This window comes from Nonlabens sp. Hel1_33_55, from assembly GCF_900101765.1.
GTDB lineage: Bacteria > Bacteroidota > Bacteroidia > Flavobacteriales > Flavobacteriaceae > Nonlabens.
Genome location: NZ_LT627735.1, coordinates 309,184 through 326,608 on the forward strand (window position 1 = coordinate 309,184; position 17,425 = coordinate 326,608).

A 17,425-nucleotide genomic window follows, 5' to 3' on the forward strand; every position below is an offset into this window, starting at 1 on the left:
CGATCTACGACATTATTTCATTGGAACAACAATTGCTGACCATCGTGATCCCTAATCGCAACCGTGATCTCAAAACGGTTAGGCGCAGTCTGGATTCCATCCAGCCGCAGTTGGGAAAAGGTGTTGAATTATGGTTAGTAGATTATGGGAGTAGTCTGAGTTATCAAGACAAACTTCAGACCTTACTCCTCAGCTTTCCTAAAGTTCGAATACTTCTATGTCCAGTACAAGGTCAGTTGTGGAATAAATCCCGATGTATCAATATGATACTTAAAGAAGCGACAAGCACATATTTTATGGTATGTGACATGGATATGATATGGCACCCTAGATTCCTGGATGAGCAGAGCCAAAAATGGCAGCGTGATCAAGCAAACTATTATAGTGTAGGAATGTTAACAGAGGAAGAGAGTCAGAAAAATCAAAAATTTGATGATTACGCCATTAGTTTTAAATCTTCTAGAGAGGCAACGGGAATTACGGTATTTGATACAGAGGCATTGAAATCCATCAATGGATTTGATGAATTTTATCACGGTTGGGGAGCCGAGGATACAGATGCACACGACCGTTTTAAGAATGCGGGTTTCAAAGTGAAGTTTGAATCAATTTCCACGTACTTTCTTCACCAGTGGCACCTGAGGGATTACAGATCTACCATCAGTTTTGCGCCATTTCATAAGTATCTGGAACGCATCAATGACAGGTACAGCGAATTCACTAGGGATTTGAACCGTATCAAAGCGAACGAAGCTCAAGAATGGGGAGTGATGTGCGGCAAAAATGCGTATGAAATGCTTCAAAGCCCTGATATTAGACTAGAAGTAAAACCTTTTCAACATGAAATTATAGGTATTGTAAATCAATTGCTGGAAATCAACATACCACAGACCGTTCACATAACGGTGCAAACTGAACCTCTTATACACATAATGAAGGCCAGATTGAAATCTATTATCGGTAAAGGAAAACCATCCTTATATATGTCTATGGAGCATGTCAACGAGCGTTTTCTTGAAATGCTAGTTTCCTTTACTCGCAATCATCCTTATAAATATAAATTTGATCGACAGAAGAGGCGTTTAGATTTCATCATACGTTTAAACAACCACGCTTGACTGACTCAACATACAGCCAAAGGAATACGGTACGCGATGATAATTCAATCGTTGTTGTCAGTGTATTTTTGCTCACCTTCAATCAGAAATCCTATATCGCTCAAACGCTGGATTCTATACTTGAACAGAAGACGCAATTTTCATATGAGATTGTGATAGGTGATGATGCTAGTACAGACGGTACATCTGAGATCTGTTTGCAATACAAAGAGAGATATACAGATCAGATTGATTATGTGCGCCACGGGACCAATATGGGACTAATTGCAAACTTTGTAGATACGGCAAAGAGACTCAAGGGAAAATATGTTGCTATCTGTGATGGTGATGATTACTGGACAGACCCTTTAAAACTTCAAAAGCAAGTCGATTTTTTAGATAACAATACAGAGTTTGCTATTGTTGGAACTCATTGTGCATATGAGGATGGTGATAATATTTTTACAGCAAAACAGGATAATACAATCGCATCCTATACTGTTGAGCAGATGGCATTAAAGAATAGAATAAGCGCTCCCACATCGTTATTCAAAAATTTTGATCGTTTACAGGATTTGCCCTCGTATTTTTTAAATTTTCCTTACGGCGACTGGCCGGTATATTTAATGGTTCTCCATTCTACTGGATCAAAGGCAGCAAAAATTCCTGATATTAGCGCGGTTTATCGTAGGCAAATAGGCGTGAGTGCAAGTATGCGCCTCAATGCAGTGGAAGTATCCTCAAAAAATGTTTTGATTCTTGAAGAATTAATAAATGATAAACAGTTGTCAAGCGTAAAAACACAGCTTATTAAGGGGCTAATCAAAAATAAAAGAGAACTGATAACTGCGCTAAACAGAAAGGGTGCTTATATGAAAGCTATCGGCAAGTTTATTGGACTGATGCAGTATCAAGCAAGATGGGCTCACGTTAAATGGTATTTTTATTCCATTAAAACCTCGATGAATAAATAAGATGAAGATATTGATGGTTTCGATGAATTCGATTCACTTCCGCAGGTGGAGTGAGCAGCTGCGTAATAGCGGTCATGAGGTATTCTGGTTCGATGTATTGGATCAGGGCTATGCGCCTTCAATGAGCTGGATGACCCAGATAACGGATTGGAAGAAGGGATTTTTAAAAAGCCGTGGACGTACGTTGTTTAAAAAGAAGTTGCCAACGCTATTTAATTTCTTATCCAATAGATTCGACCATAGAGTAGATACTGTTTTTGAAAAAACACTGAAAGTTGTGCAGCCAGATGTTGTTCATAGTTTTGCATTATATGTTTCGTGCACGCCCATTTATAACGTGATGGCTAAATTTCAACAAATCAAATGGATCTACAGCTCATGGGGTAGTGATTTATATTATTACAAAAACGAAACATCCTACTTAGAGGACATTAAGAGAATATTGCCCAGAATTGATTTTCTGTTTACGGATTGCCATCGGGATCATCAGACTGCGGTGAACTTGGGGTTTTCTGGCAAGTTTTTGGGAGTGTTCCCGGGCGGTGGCGGTTTTGATCTGGAATTTATTGAATCACAAACAATTCCTTACACAATGCGCGATGTCATTCTAGTAAAGGGATATGAAAATAGATCTGGACGATCTGTAAAAGTTCTGCTCGCTCTGGAACAAATTGCAGATTCTCTAAGTAATTTCAAAGTGGTGGTTTTTGGAGCAGAGGATCCTGCAGTATTACGTTTTCGTGAAAGCGATATTCCCAACATTCAGATTCACCATTTGCTACCCCATAAAAAAATTTTAAAATTGATGGGTTCTGCTATGATATATATAGGAAACTCCAATAGTGATGGGATGCCTAACACTATGTTGGAGGCGATGTGTGCCGGCGCTTATGTCATTCAATCTAATCCGGGTGGTTCAACTGAAGAAATCATTGAGAATGGAACGAATGGCAGTTTGATCAATGATTGTGAAGATGTAGAGCAAATTAAATCAGTAATCAATAAAGCCTTACTTTCTGTAGAGCATCGATCAAAGGCAGTCTCGTTTAATAATAACGAATTAGCACCAAAATTGGATCGAGATCTTGTCATTTCCCAAGTTATCGATGCATATCACCAAGTAGCGGAAGGATAATTCTTAAAATATGTTGACTTTCCACTAAATTGCGCCAGCAACCCCAACTACATGAAATCCATAGGTTTTATACCATTGCGCCAGGGATCAAAAGGGATCCCAGGAAAAAACAAGAAGAAACTTCTTGGCAGGCCTCTTTTTTGCTGGGTGGTGGGCGAGGCCATTGCCTCCGAATTGGATGAGGTTTTCATATACACAGATGATACAGAAATCATCGATTTCATTAATCGGGAATACCAGTGGACAAAAAAGATAAAAACCGTACAACGCAGTGAAGCGAGTGCAAGCGATACCGCAACAACAGAACTTGCCATTCAGGAGTTCATAGAAAATGAACAACCAGAATTTGACGTATTTTGTCTATTGCAAGCGACAAGTCCATTTACTGTAGCAGCAGATATTAACAACTGTTTGAAAGCCGTAGTCAATAAATCTTCTTATGATGCAGCATTGACCGTGGTAAACACACATAGATTTACATGGAATAATAACGGCACAGCAAGTAATTATGATTTTATGAGCCGACCACGCCGCCAGGATTTTGAGGGTCAACTCATAGAGAACGGAGCCTGTTATGTCACTACTAAAAAGGCGTGGAGGGAAAGCAACAACCGCATCAGCGGTAAAATTGCCACGATAAAAATGCCTGAAGACAGTCTCACCGAAATCGATTCCCTAACCGACTGGCTCATTGTTGAAGAACTCCTGGCAGCCAGACTTAAAAAGCAAAAGCAATCCAGCCGCATATCGCATTTAATACTTGACGTGGACGGAGTGTTTACTGATGGTTGCGTGTATTATAGTCGTGATGGTGAAGTCATGAAAAAGTTTGATATGCGGGATGGTATGGGACTGGAAATCCTACGTCAGAATCATGTAGAAGTTATAGTAATGACCTCAGAAGACTCTCAGATTGTAGCCAGCCGTATGAAGAAATTGAAGATTAAAGATGTTTTCCTGGGAGTCAAGGATAAATACAGCCTTCTATCAAGAATAATAGCACAGCGAGATTTAGATTTTTCACAAATCGCTTATATAGGTGATGATGTTAATGATATGGCAAACATCTGTGCCGCAGGATGGTCATTTGCTCCGGCAAATGCGACCATGGAAATAAAGCGTCATGCAGACCTCGTTCTTTCAAACCACAGCGCGGCAGGAGCCATACGAGAAGCCTGTGAGTTCATCATGAAGTATAACGATCGATTTAATCACAATTTTACGTGAGCTATAAGATGATTTATAGCTTAAGAATATCAAGTTCAAGAATTTATGGATTAGATTTTCTACGTTGTTTAGCTATATTATTCGTTGTTTTTGGCCATGGAGCATATTTGATGGAATGGGAAAACTATATGTATGTAAATTATTTTTTATTTGATGGTGTAGCGATTTTTTTTGTTTTAAGTGGGTTTTTAATAGGAAGGATTCTTCTCAACCTTGTTGAAAACCCACAATTTTCATATTTACATTTAATTGATTTTTGGTTGAGACGTTGGCTACGTACTTTACCAAATTATTTACTGATCTTGTTAATATTATTTGGTTTAAATCTATTGTTTACTAATGGGTTTCAAATCAGTAATTATTTCTCTTACTTCATTTTCTCACAAAATCTTATAAATAAACACCCAGATTTCTTTCCAGAGGCATGGAGTCTATCTATTGAAGAATGGTTTTACCTATTAACTCCCATTCTTCTGTTTGTTGGTATTGTAGTTTTTAAAATCAATAGGAGATGGGTGATATTTTACTCCATTCTTTTGTTGTTGATTGGCTCTACTTTTATTCGCTATTCTTTATACGCTCATGGAGAAATTGTTGACGGCGAGGCTTGGGCGAAATTGCTATCAGGACGTGTGGTAACAAGACTAGATAGTATTATGTATGGTGTAATAGGTGCAGTATGTTCAAAATATTATCGTGTACTATGGTTTAAATTTAAGAATGCTTTGTTTTTTGTTGGTTTATTATTATTTCTTTTTATAAAATTTTCGCCAATTGATTATAGCGCGATAGGTTTTTTTAATTCAGTATTCTCATTTAGCCTAATTTCTATAGCAACCTTATTTTTACTACCTTTTTTAAGCCACTTAAAGAATGGGAAAGGACTAGTTTATAAAATAGTTACATTCATCAGCTTAATTTCTTATCCAATGTATTTGGTAAATCTATCAATAGTCCAATATTGGATTTTGAACATTGTTGATTGGGATAGTATGACTTATTTCAATTCGTATTTTAAGGTATTACTAAGCTATTTTTTATATTGGTTATTAACTATTGGGTTAGCGTTTTTCATTTATAGGTATTTTGAAAAACCTATCATGCGCTTTAGAAGCAGATTGAGAATAATCTGATCTTATAAATTAGTAAAACTTATGAATAAATACCAACCACCGTTCACCATCGCAGAAATAGGTGGGAACCATAAAGGCGATATGGAAATCGCCAAAGAAATGATAAAGGTCGCCTCCATATTTTGCAAGGTGGATGCCATCAAGTTTCAAAAGAGACATAATATTGAATTGCTAACACAAGAGCAATATGAGGCGCCGCATCCTAATCCCGTTAATTCTTATGGCGATACCTATGGGGCACACCGCGAATTTTTGGAATTTGATGTAGACCAGCATGCAGAGTTAAAATCCTACTGTGAAGAAATGGGAGTTATATATGCTACAAGCGTTTGGGATGTAACCAGTGCAAAAGAAATCGCAACCCTTGAACCAGATTTCATCAAAATTCCCAGCGCCTGCAACAATCATTTTGAAATGCTGGGCTGGTTGTGTGAAAATTATAACGGTGAGATCCATGCCTCTACGGGTATGACTACACGTGATGAAATTAAAACCATCGTTGAGTTTTTTGAAGGTAAAAACCGTGCAAAGGATCTGGTTCTATACAACTGTACCTCAGGATATCCGGTACCTTTTCCAGACGTTTGCCTGCTGGATATTACTACCCTAACAAAAGAATATGGTGACAGGGTAAAATCTATCGGGTTTTCAGGCCACCATCTGGGGATTGCAGTTGATGTGGCGGCCTATACACTAGGGGCACACATTGTAGAACGGCACTATACGCTGGACCGTACATGGAAAGGAACGGACCATAGCGCGTCACTTGAACCGGCCGGTATGAGAAAGCTGGCGCGAGATCTCCGTGCGGTTCATCAAGCGTTGACACACAAAGAGACAGATATTTTACCTATAGAACAAGTGCAGCGCGATAAATTAAAATATCGAAAATGATTGTCAAATGAATTTACTTTCATTGTTTAAACGAGTGAAATTCAGGCTTTACAGTTATAAAAAAAAGGTAAAGACTATCACAGTGGACCGTTTGCTGGCTAATGATTTTTATTTTAAGTACGAGGGTTACTGTAATTGCTGCGATCAAAAAGTAACCTTTAGTTCTAGAAATAGCTGGCTCAGAGATTATTTTTTCTGTGATGATTGTAAGAGTATACCGCGTGAGCGAGCTCTAATGAGAGTCATTGAAGAGGAATATCCGAATTGGCGATCCTTAAAAATACATGAATCTTCACCTGGAAACAGGGGAACAAGTTTAAAGCTAAAAAAGTATGCAGCTGATTATAGTTGCTCACAATATTTCCCGAATCATAAAAACGGAAGCCAGGTAAATAATTGGATGAACCAGAATCTGGAAGATTTAACCTTCGAGGATAACTCTTTTGATTTAATAATCACACAAGATGTATTGGAGCACGTTTTCAACCCAGCAAAAGCATTTCAAGAGATCGGTAGGGTACTGAAGAGAGGCGGTGCACACATATTTACAGTTCCATTGGTCAACAAGCACCAAAAAACGGAGCGATGGGCTACTATTGATGAGAACGGTGAATTAAATTTCTTAGGGGAACCAGAGTGGCATGGAAATGTTGTAGATCCTAATGGTTCACCTGTAACAATGCATTGGGGCTTTGATATCATCGAATTTATTAAGAAATATTCTAATTTAAACACTAAGATTTTTCATATCGATGACTTGAGTAACGGAATTAGGGCAGAGCTGATTGAAGTTTTAGTAACTAGAAAATCATAGTGTGAAATCGATGCATAGTAAGAAAGTTTTCATCTTGTTCCCTGACGGTGTCGGTCTACGCAATTTTGCTTTCACCGGTTTCAAGGAAATAGGCGAGCAGCTAGATTTTGACATTACCTACTGGAACAATACGATTTTTCCCATACAAAGTGAATTAGGTTACAAAGAGCTTCATATAGGCAGCACGAAAATTCATCCCAAAACTCCAGTATTGAGTCATGCTCGCAAGAGGGTGGAATTAGCGCTTTCGCGAAAGCGAGCAAATGATCATGTTTATAACACCTATCGATTCCCATTGAAATGGAATGGACCTAAGCATTTCTTGAAAAGTGCCTTCGTGAAATTTCACGAAAGATTCAACGCCACACCGCATGGCTGGCAGCGCCTTATGGATCAAATGTATGCAGCAGAACGATCTACAGATAGATACCAGAAAGCCAAGACTCAACTGCAGGAACACCAGCCAGATTTGGTTTTTTGCACAACGCAGCGTGCCACACAAGCTATAGCACCCATGCTGGCCGCCAAGGATCTGGGAATCAAGACGGCCTGCTGGATCTACAGTTGGGATAATTTGCCCAAGGGTATGAGCACGATAGAGACAGATTATTATTTTGTATGGTCAGATCTAATGAAACAGCAAATGTTGGAATATTACCCAAAGACTGTTCCCGAACAGATTTTTGTGACGGGCACGCCGCAATTTGAACCTCATTATGATAATAGTATTCTGCTTTCGCGAAAGCAGTTTTGTGAAGAGCATCATCTGGATGAGGATACACAATACATCTGTTTTTCTGGTGATGATCAGACGACATCGCCGCTAGACCAGTATTATCTGGAGGACACCGCAATTGCCGTTAGAAAACTACGGGATGAAGGTTATAATTTGGCCATTATTTACCGTCAGGTGCCGATTGATTTCACAGGACGTTATGACAAGGTCCTTGAGAAGTATGCAGACGTAATTACTACTATCGCGCCCTTATGGAAACCTATGGGAGAGCATTGGAATCAGGTGATGCCTACAAAGGCTGATTTTGCTAGATTGGTTAACACGTGTTACCATAGCGAGATGGTGGTAAACATCTGTTCGAGTATGGTATTTGACTTTGTAATTCACGGGAAGCCGACCATCTTTCCCAACTATGAACAGCCGCAACTTAAAAAAGGGATACGTGACATAGGTCAAAATTATGAGTATATTCATTTTAGGTCTATGCCGGACCGAGAAAAAAGCGTGGTCTGGGCCTATAATAAATCTGAAATATATGAGGGAATCAAAGGCCTACTGGATGGAGCATTGAATCCAGTGTCCATAACAAAACAGTGGTATGAAGTCGTCAATAGATCTGATTCTCCTAATAAAGCCAGTGAACGTATATGGAAGGGTATTGCGGAAATATTGCCTAGATGAAATCCTTTTTAAAATATCTTTTTTTAACTATTTCAATAATTATCGTGGCAAATTTTATTCTAGGTGCGATAGTAGATTACAGTTTGCGCAGTATTTCTGGGAGTACACTTGAGGAACGGGATAAAATAGTAGAAGGAGAGATCAGTTCAGATGTCATATTGTTGGGTATCTCTAGAGGTAAAATAAGTTGGAACCTTTTTGTCTTTTAAAATCATCTCAATGCGTCAACCAATAATTTATAGTACCTGTGCTCGAGAAGTAATTAGTAGGAATTTATAATGACCATGAAAAAAAGATTTGAATTCATTGATTCATTGAGAGGTATAGGCATTTTAATGGTCATGGTTTACCATACATATCAAGACGTTTCAAAAATATATGTCCCAGAATTGTCCCTTTTTTTTTCCCAAGGTGCGAGAGGCGTTCAATTGTTTTTTATAGTAAGTGCCTTTACACTGTACTATTCGCAACAGCAAAGAGAAAGAAAAGGATCCAACACAATTGGCAGCTTTTTTTTTAGAAGGTATTTCAGGATCGCTCCAATGTATTACTTAGGAATTTTCATTTTTTCAATGATGATAATTTTCAACATTCATCATGAACCTTTGAGACATAATCAGATCACAATTTTCAATATAGTTTCAAATTTTGTGTTTTTGAACAGTTTGAATCCCGAGTGGATTAATGCGATTGTTCTGGGTGGATGGTCAATCAGTGTGGAGTTTCTATTTTATTTTATGTTTCCACTCAATTATAAATACGTAAGTTGTCTTAAGGGTAGCATTAATTTTTTGATGATCACTTTAATCATGAGTGCAGTAAGTAGTTTTGTAATGAAGCGTTTATTTCATTTTGAGCAAGTTTTATTACTGGATGAATTTTTGTTTTATAACATTTTCAATCAGTTACCTGTTTTTGCAATTGGAATAGTAGGATTTCAGATAATAAGAGAAAAAAAATTTTTCTCTAACGATTTTAGTTATCTACTCCTCTTGATGACCATCATTGTTTTATTCGTTTTTTGGGATGATTTTACGATGCATCATTTATTAAACTCCGTGGTATTTGCAACATTGATGGTGGCATTATCGATGGGTAAATTTGACTTCTTGAATATTGGATTTTTATCCTACTTTGGAAAGATCAGTTACAGCTGTTATCTGGTTCACTTTGCTGTGTTATTTGTTATAGTCAAATTCAATTTTATTCAAATTTTTGAGCCCACAACCTTAGTCTGGAATCTTTGTAATTACTTTGTCATGCTACTGATAATTTTAGGAACGACAGCGTTAATAAGCCAAATCACATATAATCTCATCGAACGACCCTTCATAAAATTAGGAAGATCAGTCCCATCACTTCTTATTAAATAATGCACATAGCCTTTCTCACACCTGAATATCCTCACGAGCGTATAGGCTCCAGTGGCGGTCTGGGTACGAGTATCAAAAATCTTGCGTTAGAGCTTGTAAGGTCTAATGTAACTGTCAGCATTATCGTCTATGGCAAAACTAAAACAGCAGAATTCAATGATGCCGGCATCCAATTTTATATACTGAAACAGAAGAAGTATCGTATAGGCGGCTTTTATTTGTACCGTATGCGTATCAATCGATTTTTAAATTATCTTATTAAAGATAAAGGGATCGACCTACTTGAGGCACCGGACTGGACTGGAATTACTGCCTTTATGAAATTTAAGATTCCTGTCGTAATAAGGCTTCATGGAAGCGACACCTACTTTTGTCATATTGAAAAACGACCACAGAAATGGAAAAACCGTTTTTTGGAAAAGTGTGCCGTTAATACTGCAGCTGCCTTTATCGCACCCACAGCTTTCGCATGCGAGCTGAGTGCAAAGCTGTTTAAAATAAAAGCTAGCCGTATTGAGGTAATACGCCACGGTATTCAGATCAACAAATTTAAAAATGAACGCCCAGAAGATTACTTATCCTATTCAATCCTCAACATTGGGACACTTATCAGGAAAAAGGGTATGTTTCAACTTATCCAGATCTTCAACAAAATTGTAGATGATTTTCCCGATGCGACACTTACTTTGGTTGGGGGCGATGCTCCGGATGTCGCAACAGGGAATAACTCGACATGGGAAATGATGAGAAAGCAAATGAGCCCTGCCGCAGTTAAGAATGTCGCCTATAAAAGTGTTCTACCCTATGAAAATGTCCTAGCGGAAATTAAAAATGCTCATGTATGTGTTTTTCCTTCACTTGCAGAGACTTTAGGCATGGTAACTATAGAATCCATGGCCCTACAAAAGGCTGTTGTGAATACTAATATAGGTTGGGCTCAGGATATCATTACAAATGGAGAGGATGGATGTATGCACCATCCAGATGACATTACATCCTATGTCAAATCCATTACTTCGATTTTTAATAATAAGAATTTGAGCCTTGAATTAGGCCATAAGGCTCGAATGAAAGTCGAAGATAGATTTGATATAAGAAAAATAGTTGACGACAATATAAAATTTTATCTAAAAGTGTTGGCATCATGATCGTTTTAAGGCATGAAAAAGGTAAAGTTTCTGAGGGTAACCATGCTGGTGAGAATGTGATCGAGGTCTTATATAAGACTGCCAAAAAGAACCCAGCTGAGCCGATCATCATTATAAAAAACAAACTTGACGCTAGCGAATTTATCGACGCAATCGGACAGAACCCGTCTGAGCGATCACTCATCTCTAATTATAATCCGCTCAATGACGGCCTGGGTTACGTAGAGGACAGTCCATTTATAAATGTTTCCAATAGCGTTAAATACCCTACTTGGATTAAAGGTTCTAACGCCATATACATCCATTCAAGTTTGGTAAATAAAATCTCGCATCAGCTTCCTGCTGGTAATGACTTGCTCTATTGGGTAAATTCAGTTGCCAGACTGCTACAATCTAAGGGAGTCTTGTGTTATCAAATCCCTATGATGCATCAGGATGAAAGGCTTTTGACCACAAAACTATATCAATTTGTAAAACAGCACTACAAGCGCAGGTGGACATTTTTTCTACTTGCCTGTCATTTGATTTATGAAAAAAGATTTCCAGTTTACGCTTTCGCGAAAGCGCAATTCTATAAAAGAAGAAATTTAGAGTTTGATCAACGTGAACAGAATGATCTGTCCTCTTTTATATTGAGAGAGAAACCCAAAGAAATACTGAATTACGACGTGATCATTCCCACGATGGGCAGACCTAAATATCTTTATGATGTATTGAACGATTTAAGCGATCAGACCATCCTACCCGTGAGCGTTATTATCATTGAGCAAAATGAAAATCCATCATCCACTTCACAATTATCTTATTTGAAGGATGAATCATGGCCGTTTGCTATTATTCATAATTTTATTCATCAAACCGGTGCCTGTAATGCACGCAATATGGCCATAGATTTATCAGCAGCGCCGTGGGTTCTATTTTTTGATGATGACGTGAACGTAAGCAAGGATTTATCGAATAACATCTCTAATTTTATCAAATCAACTCATTCTCGGGCAGTAACTTTTCCTTGTTTGCAGGAAGGAGAGGAAGAAAAACAAAAGGGTTATTTTCAATGGGCGTTCTTTGGTTCTGGTTGCTCTATCGTACATAGAGATATCGTCAATTGTTGCAAGTTTGATCCAGCCCTGGAACACGGTTATGGTGAAGATGTAGATTACGGTATGCAGATAAGGAATTCAGGTTTTGATATCATCTACGCGCCAGAAGTTCAAATAAGGCATTTGAAAGCGCCTTCTGGGGGTTTTAGAAGTGAATTTAAATTTCCTTGGCAAGATGATACGATTCAACCTAAGCCATCGCCGCATATTATGTATTTTAGAAAAAAAAGCTATACGCAGCAACAGCTCTTGGGATATAAGTTGGTACTTGCATTGAAATTGTTTTCAAACTCAAGAAATAAGAACCCATGGAAATTTATTAGGAAGTTCAAAAAACAATGGGAGTCCAGTGCAAAATACGCCTCGCGCTTAATTCAAACTGAATGAAAAGAATCAGCTTCTTGATAACACACTTTAACAGACCTGAGGCCTTGATGAAATGTATAGAAAGCATTTTATTAATTAAGTCTGAAGATGATGAGATTATAGTAAGTGATGATGCTAGTGAGGCCTATGTAATTGACAAGATCAAGGAATTTAAATACGATAATCTAATCGGCTCTAATATAAATAAGGGTCTAGCGGCGAACATCAATAAAGGTGTAGCTGCATGCAAGGGAAAATACATCATCTATTGTCAGGAAGATTTTATGCTTGATGCAAAGCTCAAAAAAAGGATATACCAACTATGCGATATGATTGATAATAAATCTATTGATATGATTAGGTTCAGTTCCTATTTCAAATTCAATAAGTTGATTCATTTGAATGATGAAATATCTGTGATACCTAGGTTTCATTGGAAAAACTTTCTGCAGAATTTTTATCGTTACAGTGATCATCCTTTCATTGCCAGAAATGATTTTTGGCAACGATTTGGATTCTATCAGGAAAATACCTCAGGAAGGTATGGTGAAACGGAATATGGAGTACGACTTGCCAATTCAAAAGCAACTATTGCGATAACACATGATCAGCTTGCACATTCCATTGAGGGGACAGCCTCTACCTTAGCCACAGAATTACCGACATCAAAAGCAGCTAAAATCACTAGTAAAAAGTTCTACCAGTATGCCAGATCATTACGTCTATATTTTGAATGGTTGATGTATACAGATAATAGGCGTGGCTTGATCACCTATAAAAATGCCAGATTAACAAAAAATGATTAGGCTCTTCACCTTCAAAGATCTATTGATACCAGAAAATAGAGGTTCTGTACATCCACTGATTTTTGATCTATGCTATTTTGAAAATGCCCATCAGAAAACCCATGAGCAATATTCACTAGTAGACGACCCCAATGAGGCTGATGCGTTCATATTTCCTATGGATTTATTATCTCAAAGGACTTCGAACTTGTACGCTGGGGAGTTCAACAAGATGCTCAGCTTAACTAAGAAACACAATAAGAAGCTATGGGTTTATACTGGAGGTGATTACGGTACAACAATACGGGACCCAAGTGTGTTGACTTGGCGATTATCTGGAAACCGATTCAGTAATTCCGATCAAACTATTATAGTCCCAAGCTTTATTAACGATCCCATCCAGCATCAAAAAGCTCATTTATCTTATTTAGCTTATGAAGAAAAACCTCATATTGCATTTACTGGGCACGCTACTAAGGATTTTTTTATTTCCACGCGTTTCATTGCTGCAACTTTCGCAGCTAATTTGAAACGGAGTTTTAAGGTAGATAAAAGCGATATTCAGCCTATATTTATCGCCTCTGCCGAAAGGTATCGAATTTTGAAAAAGCTGGAATCTTCCAAAAATTTTAAGACCAACTTTATCTACAGGAAAAAATATAGAGGTGGCGATATATCAAAAGAAGAGAGGTTACGAGGAACTCAGGAATTTTTTGCAAACCTCACTGGATCAGCCTACACGTTTTGTATGCGAGGTGCCGGTAATTTTTCAGTAAGGTTTTATGAATCCTTAGCTTGTGGGCGCATTCCCATTCTAATTGATACAGATGTGGCTTTGCCACTTGAGAACATCATTGATTGGAAAAAATCCATCTGTAGAATTGATCCAAAAAAAAACATTGAAGAGCAAATATTAAAATTTCACAAGAAATTGAATCCCTCATCGTTTCTCGCTCTACAGAAAAGCAATAGGAAGTTATATAAGGACTATTTAGTAAGACATGCGTTTTTTGAGGCTGTTTATAATCAATTAAAACAGTAAAATGAAAATATCCCTCATCATTTGTACGTATCAGCGGCCCATTGCGATTTCTAGACTTTTGGAATCAGTACGGCAGCAGACCGTGTATCCAGATCAGATTTTAGTGATTGATGGAAGCATCGATGATGAAACATTAGTTCGCTTTCGCGAAAGCGAAATTCCCAACTTACATTATTACAAAGTGCCGGAAAAAGACCGTGGTCTTACCAGACAACGCAACTATGGTATTGAGCGAGTGGATCAAGAGATGGATATTGTCGCTTTTCTCGATGATGATACGATTCTGTTAGAAAATTACTTTGAGGAAATAATTGAAACCTATCAGAAATATCCGGAAGCTATGGGCGTAGGTGGATACATCATCAATGAAGTGAATTGGGTAAAAGCAACAGAACCGCAAAGAGATGATTTGAATCATTTTTATTTTGATAACTACCGTCGCAAGGAAAGTTCCCGTTACAAATTAAGACGTAGATTAAATTTAATACAAAAGGAGCCTCCAGGCTACTATCCGGATTTTGGCCATGGAAGATCCATAGGTTTTTTGCCTCCATCGGGAAAAATTTATCAAACGGAAACCTTAATGGGTGGGGTTTCCAGTTTTCCTTATAATGTGCTCCAGACCCATAAGTTCTCGGAATATTTTGAAGGGTATGGGTTATACGAGGATGCGGACTTTAGCTTGCGTCTCGCCAAAATAGGTAAGTTATATGTAAATGCAGCTGCTCAATTGGAGCACCATCACGATGCTTCAGGTAGGCCTAACCTCTATAAATACGGAAAGATGGTGGTAAGAAATGGCTGGTATGTCTGGCGGGTCAAAAATCCCAAACCTTTAGTAAAGGATCAGACCAAGTGGTACCAGATCACGATACTACTCGCTGCCATTAGATTTCTCAATATATTTACTACAAAGGAGAAATGGCAGGCATTTGAAGAAACATCAGGTAGGGTAGTCGGGCTTTTCTCTTTATTATGGAACAAACCAAGACCATGAAATTTTCTAAGGACATCAAGCGATATACTGACTATAGTGGTAAAAGCGCATTGCTCATGTTGCTGACACAGCAGGGTTTATGGTCCCTTTTTTATTATAGGATCTTTAATGCCGCTTACCGCTCCCATATTCCTAATTTTTTTAAGAGAATTATTTTAATGATAGGGGTAGTGTTTCAAAAGAAAGTAGAAATATTTACCGGTATAACTTTGCCATATTCAGCAACGATAGGTGAAGGTCTTTATATAGGACATCATTCCGGTATTATCATTAATGCTGCTGCAGTTATAGGTGACAACTGCAATATATCACAGGGCGTCACCATAGGAGTTAGCGGTCGAGGTTCTAAACGTGGTGTTCCTACAGTAGGTGATCGGGTTTACATAGGTGTTAATGCCGTTATTGCAGGTGATATAAAAATAGGTAACGATGCTGTGATCGCGGCAAATTCCTTAGTAACCAAAGATGTTGATTCCGGAACAACGGTCATGGGAGTTCCAGCTTTCAAGGTAAGCGACCGTAACAGTCATGACTATATTTTATGAATCTTCTGGTAATTTCTGACGCACCTATACTTGAGGTTCATGGCAATAGGCAAGCCTATGCACCGTATGCCAAAGAACTGGATTTATGGATGAAACACTCTTCACAGGTTACTTTTATATGCCCGGATAAGTATTTGCATAATTTATTGCTCCGTGAATTAGAACAACAGGATTTTGAGCAGATAGCTGTAACTAGATTAGAATTCAATAATATAAAATCAGCCTTGACATCTATTATAGCCATACCCGCACAGATAATCACTCTCTACCGCGAGATGAAAAAAGCAGATCACATCCATTTACGGGCTCCTGGAAGCTTGACGTTATTAGCAGGATTGGTGGCGATATTGCTTCCGCGAAAGCGTAAATCCGTTAAATATGCTGGGAATTGGGACCCTAATTCAAAACAACCTTTATCCTATCGCTGGCAAAAGCGTCTCTTTTCAAGCCCAAAATGGAGTAAGAATACCAAAGTTATGGCCTACGGGCAGTGGAAAAACCAATCGGAAAACATAGCGCCCTTTTTCACGGCTTCGTATTCTAAAACTGACAGAAAGGTTTTCAAAAAAGAGTTGGTGAGTCCGGTACAAATCATTTTTGTAGGTACGTTATCAAAGAACAAAAACCCGCAATTGTTGGTGGAATTGATTAAGGGTCTTCACCAATGTGGTATTGAAGCACGAGCACATTTCTACGGCGATGGCCCCATGATGAGCCAGTTGAAAGAAATTGCCAATTCAACTTCATCAAAAGGGCGCAGCCTAGGTCAAGCCGAGAATGAATCAATATCTCATAGCAATTCAGTCTTGAGCGACAGTCGAGTAATGGATAGTGATTCAGGACCTCGTAGTAATCCGGTCTTGAGCGATTGTCAAGATACGGATGGTGATATAAAACCGTCCTCTTTAAAAAAGTCTCCGTCTCGTACAGAGCGTAGTCGAAGTGAAGATAACGCGGCATTCACCTTTCACGGTAACCAACCGTCAGGCGTGGTTAAAAAAGCATATGAAAAAGCTCATTTTGTATTTTTGGCTTCACAAAGTGAAGGATGGCCCAAAGTTGTGGCTGAAGCTATGTGGCATCGTTGCATACCCATCGTTACACCGGTAAGTTGTGTTCCATGGATGCTAAATAATTGCGGTAAAGATGATTTAAAATCAGCTTTCGCGAAAGCGGAACAACCCAGAGGACTCATCTACACGCAAATGGATAAAGTTATAAGAGAGATCATGTTCTTACTACGAAACCCAGAATATTACAAAGAAATGTCACGGTCAGCACAAGACTGGTCCCAACATTATACGATAGAAAAATTTGAACAGGAAATCGTAAAATTACTAAAGGTCTAATTTTACATTACATCTAAACTCCAAAAACC

General features: G+C 38.2%; 17 protein-coding genes. All 17 read left to right on the forward strand.

Features of this window, described 5'->3' with window-relative positions:
- The first annotated feature begins 20 nt into the window (after window positions 1-20).
- The 17 genes from BLO34_RS01385 to BLO34_RS01465 all read left to right on the forward strand — a co-directional run bounded on the left by BLO34_RS01385 (window position 21) and on the right by BLO34_RS01465 (window position 17,396).
- Window positions 21-1,118: a glycosyltransferase family 2 protein gene (locus tag BLO34_RS01385; RefSeq protein ID WP_090751924.1), complete on the forward strand. Its 1,098-nt coding sequence runs from the start codon at window positions 21-23 to the stop codon at window positions 1,116-1,118.
- Window positions 1,115-2,071: a glycosyltransferase family 2 protein gene (locus tag BLO34_RS01390; protein WP_090751926.1), complete on the forward strand. Its 957-nt coding sequence runs from the start codon at window positions 1,115-1,117 to the stop codon at window positions 2,069-2,071. Before BLO34_RS01385 ends, BLO34_RS01390 begins: the two co-directional genes overlap by 4 nt.
- Window position 2,072: 1 nt before the next feature.
- Window positions 2,073-3,206: a glycosyltransferase family 4 protein gene (locus BLO34_RS01395; protein ID WP_090751927.1), complete on the forward strand. Its 1,134-nt coding sequence runs from the start codon at window positions 2,073-2,075 to the stop codon at window positions 3,204-3,206.
- Window positions 3,207-3,257: 51 nt separating this feature from the next.
- Window positions 3,258-4,433 carry an acylneuraminate cytidylyltransferase gene (locus BLO34_RS01400; protein ID WP_090751929.1) on the forward strand — a complete coding sequence of 392 codons (1,176 nt, stop codon included), beginning with the start codon at window positions 3,258-3,260 and terminating at the stop codon, window positions 4,431-4,433.
- A complete protein-coding gene (locus tag BLO34_RS01405; RefSeq protein WP_157686602.1) occupies window positions 4,430-5,566 on the forward strand; it encodes an acyltransferase family protein in 1,137 nt (378 codons plus the stop codon). Before BLO34_RS01400 ends, BLO34_RS01405 begins: the two co-directional genes overlap by 4 nt.
- A 21-nt stretch (window positions 5,567-5,587) precedes the next feature.
- Entirely contained in the window at window positions 5,588-6,460 is an 873-nt protein-coding gene (locus tag BLO34_RS01410; protein WP_090751932.1) for an N-acetylneuraminate synthase family protein, read from the forward strand.
- A gap of 7 nt (window positions 6,461-6,467) precedes the next feature.
- Complete coding sequence (locus BLO34_RS01415; RefSeq protein WP_090751934.1) at window positions 6,468-7,274, forward strand: class I SAM-dependent methyltransferase; 807 nt, start codon at window positions 6,468-6,470, stop codon at window positions 7,272-7,274.
- Window positions 7,275-7,284: 10 nt separating this feature from the next.
- Entirely contained in the window at window positions 7,285-8,691 is a 1,407-nt protein-coding gene (locus BLO34_RS01420) for a UDP-glycosyltransferase (protein WP_090751936.1), read from the forward strand.
- Window positions 8,688-8,900: a hypothetical protein gene (locus tag BLO34_RS01425; protein ID WP_090751937.1), complete on the forward strand. Its 213-nt coding sequence runs from the start codon at window positions 8,688-8,690 to the stop codon at window positions 8,898-8,900. The genes BLO34_RS01420 and BLO34_RS01425 overlap by 4 nt, the downstream gene beginning before the upstream one ends.
- A gap of 75 nt (window positions 8,901-8,975) precedes the next feature.
- On the forward strand, window positions 8,976-10,064 hold the full coding sequence (locus BLO34_RS01430) for an acyltransferase family protein (RefSeq protein ID WP_157686604.1): 1,089 nt from the start codon (window positions 8,976-8,978) through the stop codon (window positions 10,062-10,064).
- A complete protein-coding gene (locus BLO34_RS01435; protein WP_090751941.1) occupies window positions 10,064-11,212 on the forward strand; it encodes a glycosyltransferase family 4 protein in 1,149 nt (382 codons plus the stop codon). Before BLO34_RS01430 ends, BLO34_RS01435 begins: the two co-directional genes overlap by 1 nt.
- On the forward strand, window positions 11,209-12,699 hold the full coding sequence (locus tag BLO34_RS01440) for a glycosyltransferase family 2 protein (protein WP_090751943.1): 1,491 nt from the start codon (window positions 11,209-11,211) through the stop codon (window positions 12,697-12,699). The genes BLO34_RS01435 and BLO34_RS01440 overlap by 4 nt, the downstream gene beginning before the upstream one ends.
- The gene (locus BLO34_RS01445) at window positions 12,696-13,484 is read left to right on the forward strand and encodes a glycosyltransferase family 2 protein (RefSeq protein ID WP_090751945.1); all 789 of its coding nucleotides are present in this window, start codon (window positions 12,696-12,698) and stop codon (window positions 13,482-13,484) included. Before BLO34_RS01440 ends, BLO34_RS01445 begins: the two co-directional genes overlap by 4 nt.
- The gene (locus BLO34_RS01450; RefSeq protein WP_090751947.1) at window positions 13,477-14,505 is read left to right on the forward strand and encodes an exostosin family protein; all 1,029 of its coding nucleotides are present in this window, start codon (window positions 13,477-13,479) and stop codon (window positions 14,503-14,505) included. The genes BLO34_RS01445 and BLO34_RS01450 overlap by 8 nt, the downstream gene beginning before the upstream one ends.
- Before the next feature lies 1 nt (window position 14,506).
- A complete protein-coding gene (locus BLO34_RS01455; RefSeq protein WP_090751948.1) occupies window positions 14,507-15,502 on the forward strand; it encodes a glycosyltransferase family 2 protein in 996 nt (331 codons plus the stop codon).
- Window positions 15,499-16,047 (forward strand): serine O-acetyltransferase, encoded by a 549-nt coding sequence (locus BLO34_RS01460; RefSeq protein WP_090756350.1) that lies wholly within the window; start codon window positions 15,499-15,501, stop codon window positions 16,045-16,047. The genes BLO34_RS01455 and BLO34_RS01460 overlap by 4 nt, the downstream gene beginning before the upstream one ends.
- Window positions 16,044-17,396: a glycosyltransferase gene (locus tag BLO34_RS01465; RefSeq protein ID WP_090751950.1), complete on the forward strand. Its 1,353-nt coding sequence runs from the start codon at window positions 16,044-16,046 to the stop codon at window positions 17,394-17,396. The genes BLO34_RS01460 and BLO34_RS01465 overlap by 4 nt, the downstream gene beginning before the upstream one ends.
- Window positions 17,397-17,425 lie beyond the last annotated feature (29 nt).